The organism is Bradyrhizobium embrapense, from assembly GCF_001189235.2.
Lineage (GTDB): Bacteria > Pseudomonadota > Alphaproteobacteria > Rhizobiales > Xanthobacteraceae > Bradyrhizobium > Bradyrhizobium embrapense.
This window is the reverse complement of record NZ_LFIP02000002.1, coordinates 846,096-862,297: the sequence shown is the minus strand read 5'-3', so window position 1 is coordinate 862,297 and position 16,202 is coordinate 846,096. Positions and strand designations below refer to the sequence as shown.

General features: G+C 66.0%; 17 protein-coding genes. 4 read left to right on the top strand and 13 right to left on the bottom strand.

The genetic code is table 11. The features are described 5' to 3' along the window. The first annotated feature begins 113 nt into the window (after positions 1-113). On the top strand, positions 114-1,346 hold the full coding sequence (locus tag AKN83_RS11490; protein WP_063695301.1) for an acyl-CoA dehydrogenase family protein: 1,233 nt from the start codon (positions 114-116) through the stop codon (positions 1,344-1,346). A 133-nt stretch (positions 1,347-1,479) separates the two neighbouring features. Here the strand turns inward: AKN83_RS11490 and purD are convergent, their stop codons facing one another. The 4 genes from purD to AKN83_RS11470 all read right to left on the bottom strand — a co-directional run bounded on the left by purD (position 1,480) and on the right by AKN83_RS11470 (position 4,250). After that, positions 1,480-2,757 carry a phosphoribosylamine--glycine ligase gene (purD, locus tag AKN83_RS11485; protein WP_050403674.1) on the bottom strand — a complete coding sequence of 426 codons (1,278 nt, stop codon included), beginning with the start codon at positions 2,755-2,757 and terminating at the stop codon, positions 1,480-1,482. Positions 2,758-2,856: 99 nt separating this feature from the next. Further along, the gene (locus tag AKN83_RS11480) at positions 2,857-3,156 is read right to left on the bottom strand and encodes a winged helix-turn-helix domain-containing protein (RefSeq protein ID WP_050403675.1); all 300 of its coding nucleotides are present in this window, start codon (positions 3,154-3,156) and stop codon (positions 2,857-2,859) included. 3 nt (positions 3,157-3,159) lie between these two features. After that, on the bottom strand, positions 3,160-3,711 hold the full coding sequence (locus tag AKN83_RS11475; RefSeq protein WP_050403676.1) for a hypothetical protein: 552 nt from the start codon (positions 3,709-3,711) through the stop codon (positions 3,160-3,162). Beyond that, on the bottom strand, positions 3,708-4,250 hold the full coding sequence (locus AKN83_RS11470; protein WP_050403677.1) for a DUF2306 domain-containing protein: 543 nt from the start codon (positions 4,248-4,250) through the stop codon (positions 3,708-3,710). The genes AKN83_RS11475 and AKN83_RS11470 overlap by 4 nt, the downstream gene beginning before the upstream one ends. A gap of 149 nt (positions 4,251-4,399) precedes the next feature. On the opposite strand from AKN83_RS11470, the gene xseA reads away from it, so the two are divergent. Next, entirely contained in the window at positions 4,400-6,022 is a 1,623-nt protein-coding gene (xseA, locus tag AKN83_RS11465) for an exodeoxyribonuclease VII large subunit (protein WP_050403678.1), read from the top strand. Positions 6,023-6,236: 214 nt separating this feature from the next. Here xseA and AKN83_RS11460 read toward each other — a convergent pair whose 3' ends face one another. Beyond that, positions 6,237-7,067, bottom strand: a complete 831-nt coding sequence (locus tag AKN83_RS11460; protein WP_050403679.1) for a dienelactone hydrolase family protein — start codon at positions 7,065-7,067, stop codon at positions 6,237-6,239. A 187-nt stretch (positions 7,068-7,254) separates the two neighbouring features. On the opposite strand from AKN83_RS11460, the gene AKN83_RS11455 reads away from it, so the two are divergent. Continuing rightward, the gene (locus AKN83_RS11455) at positions 7,255-7,482 is read left to right on the top strand and encodes a DUF2093 domain-containing protein (protein ID WP_016848019.1); all 228 of its coding nucleotides are present in this window, start codon (positions 7,255-7,257) and stop codon (positions 7,480-7,482) included. A 14-nt stretch (positions 7,483-7,496) separates the two neighbouring features. Here the strand turns inward: AKN83_RS11455 and lpxK are convergent, their stop codons facing one another. The 6 genes from lpxK to AKN83_RS11425 form a co-directional block, all read right to left on the bottom strand. Then, positions 7,497-8,519, bottom strand: a complete 1,023-nt coding sequence (gene lpxK, locus AKN83_RS11450; RefSeq protein WP_050403680.1) for a tetraacyldisaccharide 4'-kinase — start codon at positions 8,517-8,519, stop codon at positions 7,497-7,499. Beyond that, positions 8,512-9,846 (bottom strand): 3-deoxy-D-manno-octulosonic acid transferase, encoded by a 1,335-nt coding sequence (locus tag AKN83_RS11445; protein WP_050403681.1) that lies wholly within the window; start codon positions 9,844-9,846, stop codon positions 8,512-8,514. The genes lpxK and AKN83_RS11445 overlap by 8 nt, the downstream gene beginning before the upstream one ends. Further along, complete coding sequence (locus AKN83_RS11440) at positions 9,809-10,522, bottom strand: lysophospholipid acyltransferase family protein (RefSeq protein WP_050403682.1); 714 nt, start codon at positions 10,520-10,522, stop codon at positions 9,809-9,811. The genes AKN83_RS11445 and AKN83_RS11440 overlap by 38 nt, the downstream gene beginning before the upstream one ends. Then, positions 10,519-10,767, bottom strand: a complete 249-nt coding sequence (locus tag AKN83_RS11435; RefSeq protein ID WP_050403683.1) for a DUF4170 domain-containing protein — start codon at positions 10,765-10,767, stop codon at positions 10,519-10,521. The genes AKN83_RS11440 and AKN83_RS11435 overlap by 4 nt, the downstream gene beginning before the upstream one ends. A 174-nt stretch (positions 10,768-10,941) precedes the next feature. Beyond that, entirely contained in the window at positions 10,942-11,751 is an 810-nt protein-coding gene (locus AKN83_RS11430; protein ID WP_050403684.1) for an inositol monophosphatase family protein, read from the bottom strand. After that, entirely contained in the window at positions 11,738-13,126 is a 1,389-nt protein-coding gene (locus AKN83_RS11425) for a TldD/PmbA family protein (protein WP_050403685.1), read from the bottom strand. Before AKN83_RS11425 ends, AKN83_RS11430 begins: the two co-directional genes overlap by 14 nt. A gap of 275 nt (positions 13,127-13,401) precedes the next feature. Between AKN83_RS11425 and AKN83_RS11420 the strand changes: the two genes are divergently transcribed. Next, on the top strand, positions 13,402-13,926 hold the full coding sequence (locus tag AKN83_RS11420; RefSeq protein ID WP_050403686.1) for a DUF6101 family protein: 525 nt from the start codon (positions 13,402-13,404) through the stop codon (positions 13,924-13,926). Positions 13,927-14,235: 309 nt separating this feature from the next. On the opposite strand, the gene ubiA is transcribed toward AKN83_RS11420, so the two are convergent. Further along, on the bottom strand, positions 14,236-15,168 hold the full coding sequence (gene ubiA / locus AKN83_RS11415) for a 4-hydroxybenzoate octaprenyltransferase (protein WP_050403687.1): 933 nt from the start codon (positions 15,166-15,168) through the stop codon (positions 14,236-14,238). A gap of 10 nt (positions 15,169-15,178) precedes the next feature. After that, positions 15,179-15,913: a hypothetical protein gene (locus AKN83_RS11410; RefSeq protein WP_050403688.1), complete on the bottom strand. Its 735-nt coding sequence runs from the start codon at positions 15,911-15,913 to the stop codon at positions 15,179-15,181. Positions 15,914-16,202: the final 289 nt, after the last annotated feature.

Here is a 16,202-nt window from a genome sequence, read left to right as displayed (position 1 = left end):
CGGTGGCTCCCCGGTCGCGTGCGCCGTGCTTCAAACTTTGTTCGGCGTTACCGCCGGCCTGGTTTATGCCATTCTGCGGTGCTGCCAACAACAACACGAAACGAGGAAGTGCCATGTCGATCGATTTCGAGATTCCGGCCGAAGCCAAGGCGATCCGCGAGAAGGTCCGCAAATTCGTCCACGACGAGTGCATTCCGGCGGAAAAGGAACTCGACACCAAGCCGCTCGCCGAGGTGCTGGCACCGCTGCGCAAGAAGGCCCGCGCGCAGGGCCTGTGGTGCCCGTTCGTGCCGAAGGAGTATGGCGGTATGGGCCTCGGCCCGCTGGCGAATGCGCTGGTGCAGATGGAGCTCGGCGAGAGCATGCTCGGCGCGCTCTCGATGAACACGCAGGGGCCGGACGACGCCTCGATGATGACGATCCTGGCGCACGGCACGGAATACCAGAAGGAGAAATTCCTCAAGCCCCTCTTGAACGGCGACAAGCGGATCTGCTTCTCGATGACCGAGAAGGCGGCCGGCGCCGACGCCACCGGCATGCAGACCACGGCGGTGAAGGACGGCAACGAGAACTACATCCTCAACGGCGAGAAATGGTTCTCCTCGTCGGCGAGCGTCGCCGACATGGCGCTTGTCATGGCGAAGACCGATCCGAACGCCCCGCGCCACAAACAGTATTCGACCTTCATCGTCGAGTTGCCCAACCCCGGCTACCGCATCAAGCGCAACGTCGCCAACATGGCGATCGAGGGACCGCATGACGACGTGATCCATGGCGGCCACTCCGAGATCGAGATCAAGGACCTCAAGGTGCCGGCCGACAACCTGCTCGGCGGCGAGGGCAACGGCTTCAACATGGGCCAGCATCGCCTCGCCTATGGCCGGCTGCGCCACGGCATGCACAACGTCGCCAAGGCGCAGCGCGCGCTCGACATGGCGGCCGCCCACGTCACCAAGCGCTCGACCTTCGGCCAGTTGCTGGCCGACCGCCAGGCGGTGCAGTTCATGCTCGCCGACTGCGCGAGCGAGCTCTATATCGGCCGGCTGATGCTGCTGCACATCGCCTACAAGGCCGAGAAAGGCCTCGACATCCGCCAGGAGAACTCGATCGCCAAGATCTTCCACGCCCATATGGTGCACAAGGTGATCGACACCGCGATCCAGCTGCACGGCGCGCTCGGCTTCAGCCAGGATACGCCGCTGGCGAAATGGTACACCCAGGTGCGCTCGCAGCGGCTGGTCGACGGTCCGGACGAGGTGCACAAGTGGAAGATCGGCAAGAACGTCATCAAGGCGTTCCGCGAGCACGGCACTACCGCGAGCGCGGCGGGCGGGGATTTGCTGTAGACGGCGGCGGCGTCCCAACACCCATCGTCATTGCCGGGCTTGACCCGGCAATCCATCTCACGAAGAGACTTTCCCGAAGGCGATGGATGCGCGGGTCGAGCCCGCGCATGACGAGCGAAGCGAGTGGAGCGCGCTAGCCCTTTTCCGCCTCCACCGCCTGCCAGGCGATGTCGCGGCGGCAGAAACCCTCCGGCCATTTGATCCGATCGACGGCCTGATAGGCGCGGTCGCGCGCCTCGGTGACCGTCCTGCCCATCGCGCAGACGTTCAGCACGCGGCCGCCGTTGGCGAGGATGGTACCATCCTTGGCCACAGTGCCGGCGTGGAAAATCTCGACGCCCTCGACCTTGGCGGCGTCATCGAGGCCGTCGATCCGCGTGCCCTTGATGTAGTCGCCGGGATAGCCCCTGGCCGCCATCACCACCGTCAGCGCCGGGTCCGGGTACCAGCGCAGGTCGAAGTTCTTCAATTGCCCGTCGATCGAGGCGAGCAGCGCCGGCACGATATCCGACATCATCCGCAGCATCAGCACCTGACACTCGGGATCGCCGAAGCGGACATTGTATTCGAACAGCTTTGGGCCCTGCGCGGTCAGCATCACGCCGGCATAGAGCACGCCCTTGAACGGCGTGCCGCGGCTCTTCATCCCGGCCACCGTCGGCAGGATGATCCGGGCCATGATCTGGTCGTGGATCTCAGGCGTCACGAACGGTGTCGGCGAATAGGCGCCCATGCCGCCGGTGTTCGGCCCCTTGTCGTGATCGAACACCCGCTTGTGGTCCTGCGCAGTCGCCAGCGGGATCGCGGTCTCGCCGTCGCACAGCGCGAAGAAGCTGATCTCGCGGCCCGACAGAAATTCCTCGATCACGACCTCGGCGCCGGCCGAGCCGAACGCGCCCTCGAACATCATCGCAATCGCCGCCTCGGCTTCGGGCAGCGTCTGCGCCACCACGACGCCCTTGCCGGCGGCGAGCCCGTCGGCCTTGACCACGATCGGCGCGCCCTGGGCGCGGACATAGGCGGTCGCATCCTTCGCATTGTCGAAGCGGCGATAGGCGCCGGTCGGAATGTCGAACTCGCTGCAGAGGTCTTTCGTGAAGCCCTTGGAGCCCTCGAGCTGCGCGGCCTGCTTGCGCGGCCCGAACGCCTTGATGCCGACGGCGGCGAGGTCGTCGACGATGCCGGCGGCGAGCGGCGTCTCCGGCCCGACCACCACCAGATCGACCGCGTTGCGCCGGCAGAACTCGATGACCGCGGCATGGTCGGCGACGTCGAGCGCGACGCATTCGGCCTCGCGCGCGATCCCGGCATTGCCCGGCGCGCACCACAGTTTCGTCACCAGCGGAGATGCGGCGATCTTCCACGCCAGCGCATGTTCGCGGCCACCGGAACCGAGCAGGAGGATGTTCATCAGAGACAGGCTCAAAAAGGGTGCAAGAGCTGTGTCGGTCGCACGAATCCCCGTTCGCCCGCAAGGGGCGACCGGGCCGATTCCCCTGTCATTCCGGCTTCACGGCTGCTTGCCGGCGATGATCTCCTGCAAGGTCGCGACATGGCGGGCGAAGGCGCCGCGGCCGGCCGCGGTGGCGGTCACGGTGGTCTGCGGCTTCTTGCCGACGAACGCCTTGTCGACCGCGACATAGCCGGCCCTCGCCAGCGTCTCGATATGGGCGCCGAGATTGCCGTCGGTGGCGCCGGTCAGCTTCTTCAGCCGGGCGAATTCCAGCCCGGTCGAAGCCGGCAGCGCATTGAGTGCCGCCATGATCCGCAGCCGCAGCGGCTGGTGAATGATCTCGTCGAGTTCGGCCATCGATCAGATCCGGCGCATCCAGAGCCCGCCGAGGATGAGTGCGCCACCGTGCACCACTGCCATCCACAACAGCAGCGCCGGACCGGCGTAGAAGTAGGCGGTCACGATCAAGGCGCTGCTGCCGAGCCCGATCACGATGAAGGCGTAGCCGAACCACAGGCCGGCGAGCGCATAGAATAGCATGGTGAATAGCGGCCAGAACACCAGCATCTGGCGCGGCCTGAAATGGCCGAGCACAACGGAGCAGAAAATGCCGAATGCGATGAACAGCAGGAACGCCACCAGCAGCCGCAGCGCGTAGGCGCCCGCCCCCGGACCGACACCGCTGAACGCCGCAATTGCGATCGAGCCTGCGATTCCGATGAGATCGACGACGGCCCAGATCGTATAGCCCTGCGGCGGCCAGGTGTAATTGGCGAGGTAGCCTACGAACACCAATGCGCCCCACATGACGATGATGAGACTGGCGATCTGGTAGATTTGCGACTGGCGGAGGCGATGCACGACGTCGTTGATGTCGTTCAGCGCCGCGCTGGCCTGCTGGCTGTCGATCATGACGTCACTCCATTTTGCTCGGCGAGCCCGGAAGAAACCGGTGGGGCGTCGGCCGGCGGGCGATATTTCCCGATCAGGACATAGGCGATCGTCATGGTGATGATCGACAGCACCAGCGCCAGCAGCCCGACCTGCCCGCGCGTCGTCAGCGGCAGCGCGCGCGCCATGATTTCCGTGGCCGCTGCCGACATCAGCGACACGTAGGACCAGGAGATGAAGTAGTAGTGGATCAGCCGCCAGTTCGGCGGACGAGGGCTGCGCAGCAGCGGAACAATCGCCGCAATGATGCAGGCGAAGTTCACGATCGCACCGACATGGAACAGGTTGAGAGCGCCGGTGAACCGGTAGACCAGCATCGCGGTCCCGTCGGCGACCAGCATGGCGTAGACGAAGAAATAGCCGCGCGCCCGGTGGCCTGCGCCGCGCTTCGGCCGCAGGAACTGGATCAGCCCGACCCCGATGCACAGCACAGCCACCACGGCATGGACCGCGCCCGCCGCGGAATGGACGAAACTCGCCGATGTCAACTGCGGGATCATCGGTCAGCGCTCCAGCAAGGTCGCCATTACCCTCAATACAGAGAACTCTGTATCACAGAGTTTAGGGGCAAGCAAGCCCGCGCATTGGCGATGACGGGCAAAAGTCCCTACCTTGCTCTGAAGCTCACAAACAGCCGAATCACCTGCAAATGACCGCTGCCGCGCCGAATCTCGTCAACGCGCCCGAATTCACCGTCTCGGAACTTTCCTCCGCCCTGAAGCGGACGGTGGAGGACCGGTTCGGCCATGTCCGCGTCCGCGGCGAGATTTCGGGCTTCCGCGGCCCGCACTCGTCCGGCCACTGCTATTTCGCCCTCAAGGACGAGAGCGCCAAGATCGAAGCGGTGATCTGGAAATTCGCCCACGCCCGGATGCGCTTCAAGCCGCAGGAAGGGCTCGAGGTCATCGCCACCGGCAAGCTGACCACCTATCCGAACTCCTCGAAGTACCAGATCGTCATCGACTCCCTGGAGCCGGCCGGCGTCGGCGCGCTGATGGCGCTGATGGAGGAGCGCAAGAAGAAACTGGCGGCCGAGGGCCTGTTCGACGAGGCCCGCAAGCAGCTGTTGCCCTGGCTGCCCGAGGTGATCGGCGTCGTCACCTCGCCGACCGGCGCGGTGATCCGCGACATCCTGCATCGGCTCGAGGACCGCTTCCCGCGCCGGGTGCTGGTATGGCCGGTCAAGGTGCAGGGCGACGGCTCGGCCGAGCAGGTCGCCGCCGCGATCCGCGGCTTCAATGCGCTGCCGGAGGGCGGCCGGATCCCGCGGCCCGATCTGTTGATCGTCGCGCGCGGCGGCGGCTCGCTGGAGGATTTGTGGTCGTTCAACGAGGAGATCGTGGTCCGTGCGGCGGCCGAGAGCCACATCCCGCTGATCTCGGCGGTCGGCCACGAGACCGACATTACGCTGATCGACTTCGTCGCCGACAAGCGCGCGCCGACCCCGACCGCCGCCGCCGAGATGGCGGTGCCGGTGCGCAGCGAGCTGTTCGTCGAGGTCACCGCGCTCGCCCGCCGCACCATGGTGTGCTGGCAGCGTGCCCAGGAGGCGCGCCGCACCGAGCTGCGCGCCGCGGCGCGCGCGCTGCCGGCGGCGAACGAACTGCTGGCGATCCCGCGGCAGCGGCTCGATCATCTCGCTGCCGGGCTGCCGCGCGGGCTGAAGGCCAACACGCACGCGCATTTCCGCCGTTTTGCCGCGTCGAGCTCGCGCCTCACCATCGGCGTGCTGCGCGGCCAGGTCGCGCATGCGCGGCAGCGGCTCACCGCATCCGGCGAGCGCATCACGCTGTCGGCGCGCGCGCTGCTGCATCGGCGGCGCGAGCGTTTTGGCGGGCTCGAGATCCGGCTCAAGGCCTCGAAACTCGCCAATGCGAAGGCCCAGCGCACCGCGATCGCGCGCGATCTCGAGCGCACCCACCGCCTCGCCGAGCGCGCCCGCCGCGCACTGGTCACGACGCTGCAACGGCTCGAGGCGCGGGTCGCCCATCGCAGCCAGCTGCTGTCGGCGCTGTCCTATCGCGGCGTGCTGGCGCGCGGCTTTGCGCTGGTGCGCGATGCGCAGGGACACGCACTGCATTCAGCCGCAGCGGTCGGTCCGAACGCCAATTTGTCGATCGAGTTCGCCGACGGCCGCGTCGGCGCCACCACGAATTCCGATCAGCCCGCGGCGACGGCGACGCCCGAGAGCCCGCCGAAGCCTCAGCGCGAGGCGAAGCCGGCAGCGCCGAAACGCGTCATCAAGCCGGTGGACCAAGGTAGCCTGTTCTAAAGCATGATGAGATTAGGTTGAATTGGTGCGGCATCGGGGCCTTACCTCTCCCTTGGGAGAGGTCGGCGCGCAGCGCCGGGTGAGGGGTTACGGTCCCTCGTTGGAGCTGCGGCCCCTCACCCGATTTGCTACGCAAATCGACCTCTCCCCAATGGGGAGAGGTGAACCGAACCCGAGGCCAAACCGATTCAAGCTAACTTCATCGCGCTCTAGACTAGCGCGCCAGCCACTCCGCGACCTGCTTCTGCGCGTCCTTGCGCGCGTCCGCATCGGTGCCGATATGGCCGCGCTCGGCGACATCGACATCGGAAGCCGCGACCGCATGCAGCGGCAGATTGGCCCGGTCGAAATCATGATAGGCCTCGGGATAGACCACGATCCGCGCCAGCGCGCTGCGGCCGCGTGCGCCGTCGACCATCTGGTGGCAAGCCGACGATGAGGTCACGTCGTCGCGCGCGCCGATCAGCACCAGCGTCGGCACCCGCGCGCTCCAGCCGAGGCCGGACGAGGTGCGGCAATCCGGATAGAACGCGACCGCCGAGCGAAAGTCCGGCTCGACACTGCGCGACCACATCTGCGGCCGCACCGCCCACAGCAAGGCGGCCGCGCCATTCCCCCAGCCGATCAGGCTGATGCGGCTCTTGGCCACCCATTTCTGCTGCACCAGCCATTGTCGCGCGGCATTGATGTCGGCAACCCGTGCCCGGCGGGTCTGGACCTGATGCTCCCTGATGCGGCACTGCGGCCCGAGCTCGCGGGAGCCGTAGCTGTCCGGCAGCAGCACCGCATGGCCTGACGTGAGCAGTTGCTCGGCCCAGTCGCGATAGCGCGGTGCGACCTGCTCGGAACGGCCGGCAAGACCGCCGCAGCCATGCAGCGCGATGACCGTCGGGAACGGCCCGTCGCCATCGGGCCGGTAGAGCTGCGCATGCAGCGTGACATTGCCTTCGGAAATTTCGACCTGATGCGGGGCGGGAAGCGGCGCCGCCGCCGCGGGCGGCACGGCAAGCATGGCGAGGCAGGTGAAAACTGACTTGAGGCGCATCCGATCCGGCCGGCTCGTTATGGCGCTGTAAACACAGCGGACCACGGCTGCAACGCTACCATGCGCATCTGCCGCCAAATCATCACAAGTCGGTGGTTTAACGGGCGGACATGCCCCCCTATCTGTGATAAACGGCTTGATGAACATTTAAGGCTGCCTCATCAGGGGCAAGGCGGAGAGCTCAAACGTGCTGAACAAGTTCGGTCCCTCGGGCCATGGCGAAGCGCAGGTGCAATATCTCGACGGCGATTTTCGCGTGATCTCGCCTGGCACCTTCGTGCGTTGTGCCATCACCGACGTCCGGATCCCGCTCGACGAGCTGAAGTACTGGAGCGTCGACCTGCAGGAGGCCTACGCCACCCCGACCGCCGTGCTGCAGCGGCATCATCCCGGCGTGCTCAAGCCGCAGGCCTGAGCTCGAAGCCCGCTTCATGTTTGCAGCCTCCTGTTCCGCGCCTTGAACAGCTGATCGGTCACCAGGCGCCGCAGCGCGCCGGCCTCCTCGAATTGCAGCGTCACCGCGAATGGCACGATCGCCTGTGCCCAGGCCGGCATCCCCGCCGGACCACGCAGCCGCGCCAGATCCTTTTCCGTCGTCACCAGCGTCAGGGCGTCGCCTCTCGCATCGGCAACGAGCTGCGCGATCTCATCCCTGGTGAAGGCATGATGATCGGGGAACGCCGTGTTGCGGACGACGTCGATGCCGCTTGCGCGCAGCGAGTTGAAGAAGCGCGTGGGATTGCCGATGCCGGCGAAAGCGAGTACGCGCTGACCACGCAACGCATTCAATGAGGCCTCGTCTGGCCTCAGATGCGCCGACAAGATCGGCTTGCCACGGGATGCGAGATCGGCCGCAATCTTCTGCGCCGCGCTCCCCTCGCCGACCACGATCAGCGCGTCGGTGCGCTCCAGCTGCGGCGAGAGCGGCGCACGCAACGGTCCTGCCGGAATAACGCGACCATTGCCGATGCCGCGCGTGCCGTCGATCACGATCAGGCAGGTGTCCTTGAGCACGCTCGGATTCTGGAAGCCGTCATCCATCAGGATCACGCTCGCATTCTGCGCGCGCGCCAGCGCCAGGCCAGCGGCGCGGTCGCGCGACACCACGACCGGCAACGTCGCGGCCATCATCAGCGGCTCGTCGCCGACATCGGCCGCCGTGTGGCTGTCGCGATCGACCTTGACCGGCCCGTCAAGCGCGCCGCCATAGCCGCGGCTGAGCACTACCGGGCGTTCGTCGAGCTCGCGCAGCAGTTTTGCCAGCGCCAGCACGGTCGGCGTCTTGCCGGCACCGCCGACATGGTAATTGCCGACGCAGATCACGGGAATGCCGGCATCGATGCCGGCCCGCTGCATCCGCCGCGCAGCCACCGCGCCGTACAGCGCGGCAAGCGGTCGGAGTAATTGCGATGTCCAAGACGATGGCCGGTGCCAGAAGGCCGGCTCACGCATTGGCGGCTCCCATCTCGAGCTGCAACTGCAACAGATAGGGCTCGAGAGCGGTCACCGTACGCTCCAGCGCGCCGCCGAGCTGTTCGACGACGCGCTCGGACGCCGCAAGCGAGGTATCGCGCGCTGCGGGATCGGCGAGGAACTGGCCGAGCTGCTTGACCAGCGCGTCCAGATCGTCGGCGCGGCGCGCGCCGCCGGCGCGATCGAGTGCCTCATAGACCTCGGTGAAGTTGAAGACGTGCGGGCCGTGCACGATCGCAGCGCCGAGCTTGATCGCCTCGATCGGGTTCTGGCCGCCATGCGCGACCAGCGAGCCGCCCATGAACACGATCGGCGCGAGGCGATAGAACAGGCCGAGCTCGCCCATTGTGTCGGCGACGTAGATATCCGTGGTTGCGACCGGCAGGTCCTCATGCGAGCGCAGGCCGGGTCGCAGGCCCCGCTCCGTCACCAGCCGCGCCACTGCCTCGCCGCGCGCGGCATGGCGCGGCACGATCACCGTGAGCAGCCCGGGGAAGTATCCGGCGAGCGACTTGTGCGCCTCGATCAGGAGCTCTTCCTCGCCGGGATGGGTCGACGCGGCAACCACGATCGCACGGCCGCGCGTCACCGACATCAGCCGCTCCAGCTTGGCGGGATCGGCCGGCGGCGCCGCGACGTCGAGCTTGAGGTTGCCGGTGACCAGGACATTCTGGCTGCCGAGCGCGGCAAAGCGCTCGGCATCGGTCTTCGACTGCGCGAGGCAGATGTCGAACCGTCCGAGCAGCGCCCCGATGGTGTTGGAGAGGCGGCGCCAGCGCGGGAACGAGCGCTGCGACATCCGCCCGTTGATCAGGACCATCGGCAGCCGCCGCGCGGCGCTCGACAGGATCAGGTTCGGCCACAAATCGGACTCGATGAACAGCGCCAGCGACGGACGCCAGTGATCGAGGAAGCGCGCGACGTAGCGCGGCGAGTCGTACGGCACGTATTGATGGATCACGTCGGGCGGAAAGCGCTTGGCGACGATCGCGGCAGACGTCACCGTCCCTGACGTGAGCAGGATGCGCAGGTTCAGCGCGCGCAACCGCTCGATCAGCCCGACCGCCGCCAGCACCTCGCCGACGCTCGCGCCGTGAATCCACACCAGCGGTCCCTGCGGCCTGGTATCGGCGCTGACGCCGCGCCGCTCGCCGACACGTTCGGGGTCTTCCTTGCCGAGCTTGAGCCGCCGCTTGATCAGCGCAGGCGCGAGCGGCACCATCGCGGACGACAGCTTGCGATAGACACGCAACGTCATCGGTAGCGAGCTAGCCAAGCGTTGCCTCCGGCCGCCCGACGGCTGCATAGGCGCGCCGGGTCGCTTCGTTGAGCAGATTCTCCACGTGCTGCCGAAGCTTCTCCATCGTCGCGGCATCGGCATCGGGCGGCACATAGACCGGCTCAATACCTACCACTGCGCCGCGCCCGAATGGCAAATTGATGGTCGTGGAATCCCAGTTTTTCAACCGGATGAAGCGGCTGGTGACCATCGCAAACGGGATGATCGGCCGGCCGGTTTCCCGCGCCAGCATGATGGCCCCGAGGCCCGCCACCCGCGCTCGCTTCGGCACATCGGCGGTGGTCGCCATATTGCAGCCGTCTTCCAGCGTCCGCACCATCTCCAGGAAGGCGCCGACGCCGCCCTTGCGATGGAACGCGCCGGAATGGTCGCCGGACCCCCTGATCGTGCCGATGCCGAGCCGCTCGACCGCCAGGGCATTGAACTCGCCGTCGCGGTGGCGGGAGATCAAGACCTTGGCGCGGTAGCTGTCCTTGGTCCTGATGAACGGCGTCATGAAGTGCTGGCCGTGCCAGAACACGAAGATCGCCGGCATCAAGGGCTCGACGATCCCGTATACGTCATGCGGCTGATAGATGAAGCGGTTGGTGTACCACACCAGCCGCAGATACTCGGCCGCAAGCACACCCAGCGCGCGCTGCACGAAGCCGCTGCGCAGCAGATCGCGAAATAGTCGTTTCAATGGGAGTGCTTTGCGTCCTGCTCGGGATCGAGCAACCGGTGGAGGTGAACGACGAAATAGCGCATCTGGGCGTTGTCCACGGTCGCTTGCGCCTTCGCCTTCCAGGCCGCATAGGCGGTCGCATAGTTCGGATAGACGCCGACGATCTCGACTTCGTCCAGATTCTTGAAGGTGTTGTGCTCGAGATCGGTCAACTCGCCGCCGATCACGAGGTGAAGCAGCTGTGGCTGGGCATTGTCTGACATGATGGTTTTCCTAACGAGATGCCCGGCAAGCAAATGAAGTCGTGGTCGTCACAGATCTGATCGTTATCAAGGCTGGTCGTTATCAAGTCGGCTCGTTACAAGTCTGGTCGTCACAAGCCTGTCGTAACAGGTCTGCTCGTCACAATCGGAAGCGCGGCGCGGATTGGCGGGACCTCACGGCAGTGGACGGTTGCGAAAATGCTCGACAATGCGTGCATGACGTTCGCGTCCTGCTGCCACCAGCACCCCATGCGTCACCTCCCGGCGATTGTACTCAATCGCTTCCCCCGAGAGCGCGGTCATCTTACCACCCGCTTCCTGCACGATCAAATTCGCGGCGGCAAGATCCCAGTCGCGGCTTTGCCCGCCGGCAAAGGCGGCGTCAAGTCGACCTTGTGCTACGCGGCACAACCGCAGGGCCAGCGATCCGATCCGCGGAAACAGCGTGATCTCGTCCGACGTCGGGCTGAGCCGCTGCACCAGCGGCTTCGGCCCGGCCATGCGCGGGAAATCGAAATCGGTGCCCGTTGTCGCGTGCACACCGCTGTCGTTCAGGGTGGCGCCCTGACCGCGGGCGGCGAAGAAGAATTCCTCGGTCACCGGCGCATACACCGCCGCGAGCACCGGCGATGCATTTTCAACCAGCGCCACACTGACGCACCAGTCTTCGCGGCCGGCGAGATAGGCACGGGTGCCATCGATCGGATCGACGATCCAGGTGAAACGCCTGTCGAGACGGCTCTCGTTGTCGGCACTCTCCTCCGACAACCAGCCGTAACCCGGCGTCGCCGAACGAAGCTGCTGCTCCAGCAGGTCGTTGACCGCGATATCGGCCTCCGACACCGGCGAGGACGCGCCCTTGATCCAGTTCTTCAATTCGGTGCGGAACATCGACAGACCGAGCCGGCCCGCCTCCTGCACTGTCTTGGTCAGCAAGGCGGCATCGCGCGCCTTGGTCCAGTCGTCCGTATCAGCGTCCGCCAAGCGTCAGGCCCTCGATGCGCAAGGTCGGCGAATTGACGCCGTAGCGGAACTCCAGATCGTTGGCGGCGACCAGCGACTTGAACATCGGCAGCAGATGGCCGGCGATGGTCACTTCGCTGACCGGATAGGTGATCTCACCATTCTCGATCCAGAAGCCGGACGCGCCGCGGCTGTAATCGCCGGTCACGCCGTTGACGCCGGAGCCGATCAGGTCGGTGACATAGAAGCCCTGCTTGATGTCGGAGATCAGCTCCTTGGGCGTCACTGCACCCGGCTCCAGATGCAGATTATAGGTGCCCGGCGACGGCGAGGAGGACACGCCGCGATGCGCATGCCCGGTCGTGACCAGGCCGAGCTCGCGCGCGGTCGCGGAGTCCAGCACCCAGGTGGTCAGCACGCCCTCGTCAATCAGCGCGATCTTCTTCACCTTGACGCCCTCGGCGTCGAAGGTCTGCGAGCGCAGGCCACGCACGCGCAAGGGATCGTCGATGATGCGGATATCCCTCGAGAACAGCTGCTCGCCGAGCTTGTCCTTCAGGAAGCTGGTCTTGCGCGCGATCGAGGCGCCGTTGATGGCGCCGACCAGATGGCCGACGATCGAGCCCGCAACCCGCGGGTCGAACACCACAGGCACCTTGCAGGTCTCGACCTTGCGCGGATTCGCGCGCGCCACCGCACGCTCGCCGGCCTTGCGGCCGACGGTGGCAGGTGAATCGAGATCGGATGCATGCGGCGCGCTGGTGAAATCGTAATCGCGCTCCATGCCGGTGCCCTCACCGGAAATCGCCGTCGTCGAGATGCCATGGCTGGAACGAAGATAGGATCCGTGGAAGCCGGTAGACGTCACCAGCACCATGCCGCCGATCCCGGTTGAGGCCGACGCACCGCCGGACTTGGTGACACCCTTGACCGCGAGCGCGGCAGCTTCCGCTTCGATGGCGCGCTGCTCGAGCTCGGCCGTGGTCGGGACGTTGCGGTCGAGCAGATCGAGATCGGGGAAATCATGCGCGAGGAGCGCGGGATCGGCGAGGCCGACATATTTGTCGTCGGGCGCGACGCGCGCCATCGCGACCGCGCGCTCGGCGAGCTTTGCGATCTCGTCGCCGCTGATGTCATTGGTCGACACCACCGCCTGGCGCTGGCCGACGAATACCCGCAGGCCGACGTCATCGCCTTCGGAACGTTCGGTTTCCTCGACGCGGCCATCGCGCACTTCGACGCCTTGCGAGACGCCGCGCACCGCGATGGCATCGGCCGCATCGGCGCCGGCGCGCTTGGCGGCTTCGACCAGACGCTGCGCAAGGTCGCTCAGGCCGGACTGATCGAACAGATCGGAGGTATCGCCGTGTCGCGATGCAAATGGTGAAGAGTTCACGAACGAATTCCTGCGGATGGAGGGGGCCCGGAATGGCGTCGACAGACCTAACCAGATGTGCCGGATTCACAGGGATTTCAAGCACTTTGCACCGGCGGCCAACAAAGATTTGAGTGATTGGCGCAAGGCTTCGTCAATCATGCGGGCCAACCTCTTGTCAATCATGGCACGAGGTGAGGAGCGGTTAACCAGGCTTTTTAAGCCGAAACGGCCATCGCTCGGCTAGGCTCTCACACATCGACCGGGAACATAATCCCGGCGGGGAGACTAAGGCTTTGAGGCGTCAAACACCAACAAGCGGAATCAATTCCGCCGGGTCGAGCCGCGCACTGCGGCTCGACCCCCTTTGCCTTCCGCTTAGCTTCCACGCGCAGGATGCGCGCGCGGATGGCGGCATGCGGCAGGTCGAGCTTCATCGCGAACATGTCGTGCTGCGCCGCGCCGTTCTCGGCATGCGGATGGCGGTCAATGTTCGCGTCAGCGATTTCCTCGGCGTCGCGCTGCGCGGCATCGACGACGTGCAGATGTTGGTGCTGGTTCACCGCGATCCCGCGCTCAGCATTCCACTCGGCTCAAGTTCGGATGCCGAAGAAATCGCCTCCGCCTGGCAGATGTGGAGCGACATCTTCCGTCTGCCGCAACTGACCGAGCCGGCGCCGCGGACGCCCTCCCCGCGCCGCCGTCGCCGCAACGCGATCCGCGCGCGACGCCCGAAATTCCTGGCCCGCCGCCGCGCCGGCGTCAGCCTCAACGGCACCAGCGTGCATCGCGACGAGCGCGAGATCATCGCGCGGGACTGAGTTCGTTGCGCCGCGCTCCACGACTCTCACCTCTTTCGCCAGGACGACGATGAAAATGGCTCACGGCGCGTAAGGGATGCACCGGCGGAAGGGTTCCCTCCCCCCTCGCGGGGTAGGGTTAGGGAGAGGGGTGCCACACGACGCGCTCTCTCCGTATTCGTCACGATGACGAGCGAACAAGTTGCGAGAACGATCTCCCCTTCGATCATCTCGCCCGGGGCCACCCCTCTCCCCACCCTCTCCCGCAAGGGGAGAGGGAGCCTGAGCAGCGTGCTCACCTCACTGTTATTTGTGGCGAGTGAAGAAGAACTACGCCGCGCGCAGCACCGCATCGACGACCAGGCTCGCGAACAGAATGAAGCCGGCGTCGCGATTGGATTTGAAGATGCGCAGGCAGAGCGCGGGATCGCTGGTGTCGAGCCGGCGGATTTGCCAGGCGAGATGCAGCGCGAACGCCGCTAGCCCGATCCACGCCGGCCAGCGGGCGCCGGCAAGCGCGAACGCTACGCCGATCAGCAGCACGGCGAGACCGTAGAAAATCTTAAGCGCCAGATGGGTGCGTGCGCCGAACAGGCGCGCGGTGGATTTGACGCCGATCAGCGCGTCATCCTCGGCATCCTGATGGGCGTAGATGGTGTCGTAGGCGATCACCCAGGCGATCGATCCGGCGTAGAGCGCGATCGCGGCCGGATCGATGCGCTCCAGCGTCACCGCAAAACCCATCAGCGCGCCGTAGGAAAAGGCGAGGCCGAGCACGACCTGCGGCCACCAGGTGATCCGCTTCATGAACGGATAGATCGCGACGATCAAAAGCGAGGCGATGCCGGTCATGACAGCAAAGCGGTTGAACTGCAAAAGCACCGCAAGCCCGATCAGCGCCTGCAGCACCATGAAGACCACAGCCTGCGTCACCGTCACCTGCCCGGCCGGGATCGGCCGCGACCGGGTGCGCTCAACCCTGGCGTCGAGATCGCGATCGGTGATGTCGTTCCAGGTGCAGCCCGCGCCGCGCATCACGAAGGCGCCGATGAAGAACAGCAGCACGACGAGCGGCAGCGCGCGAACATCATGTGCGACGCCGGCGGCGAGCGCCGCCGACCACCAGCACGGCATCAACAACAGCCAGGAGCCGATCGGCCGGTCGTAGCGCGCAAGCCGCAGATAGGGCCGCGACCAGACCGGCGCATGGGTATCCACCCAGTTGCCTGTGGAGTCGGCAACGCGGGCGGAAACATCGCTCATGACGGATCCATCAACGGGTGAGAACGTTGCCGTTCAGCGTGTCGAAGGTGCTGCCGCCCTTCTTGGTCGGGGTCGCTTCCGGCAGCGAGGCGGACGAGCCGAGCACGTCGCTCAGCGACGGTCCCGCGGGCCCGCGCGGCTGCGCCGCCGCCTGCTCCGCAACGTTGCAGACCTTCTTCAGCAACGCCTCGGTATTCTTGTGGCCGGTCTTGAGCTGCTCGGAGATCTGCGGCGGGATTCCGCACTTCGACGCGTTGGTGTCGACGTATTTGATCATCCTGACTTCGGCCTGGCTGTAATTGCCGATCAGCTTGCAGGCCTCCTGGGGGCTGGCATGCCGGTCGCTCGCCGCCTTGATCGCCTTGCCGCGCTTCTCGGTCTCCTCGCGCAGCGGAACGAAATCCTTCATGCAGGCATCACCTGCCCCGCCGGCACCGGGCGGGGGCGGCGGCGACGACAGACCGCCGCCGGCAATCGGGGCTGCACCATTGGTCGGGAATGCCGATGGCGTCGCGCCGATCCTGGCCGCCGGCGCACCGTTGACCGGCGGGAACGCAGGATCCGAAGCGGTGCCTGCCCGGCCCGGGCTTGCACGCGCGCCGTTCACCGGCGGGAACGCGGGATCGGACGCAGTGCCGGCCTGGCCTTGATTGGGCAGCGGCGCCGGAAAGGCGCTCTGGGCCGCGGCGTTCCCCGCGGACAGGGCGGTCGCGGCAACGGTCAGCACGATCAGTCGGCGGATCATCGAGGGTGTTTCTCCGGCAAAAGGTCCAGGCAACCCCAGCGCAACAAAACGAAGCAACGAAATTTGGGGGCGTTTTACGATTCCTGGGAGCCCTTAACAACCCGTGGATTTGGGCGGCAGCGCGGCGTAGGGCCACACCGGCCACATTAAATTGTTCCCCGATTTGAAGCCTTTAGGTGGCGAGCAGCGGTAAAACCGGACCATCAAGTCTGCCTGAACACGATTTTCAGTCATGCCTCGCGCAGCGCGCGGGGTTGGCCGAAAGGCAAAAGGGGCCGCGTGCAAGCGA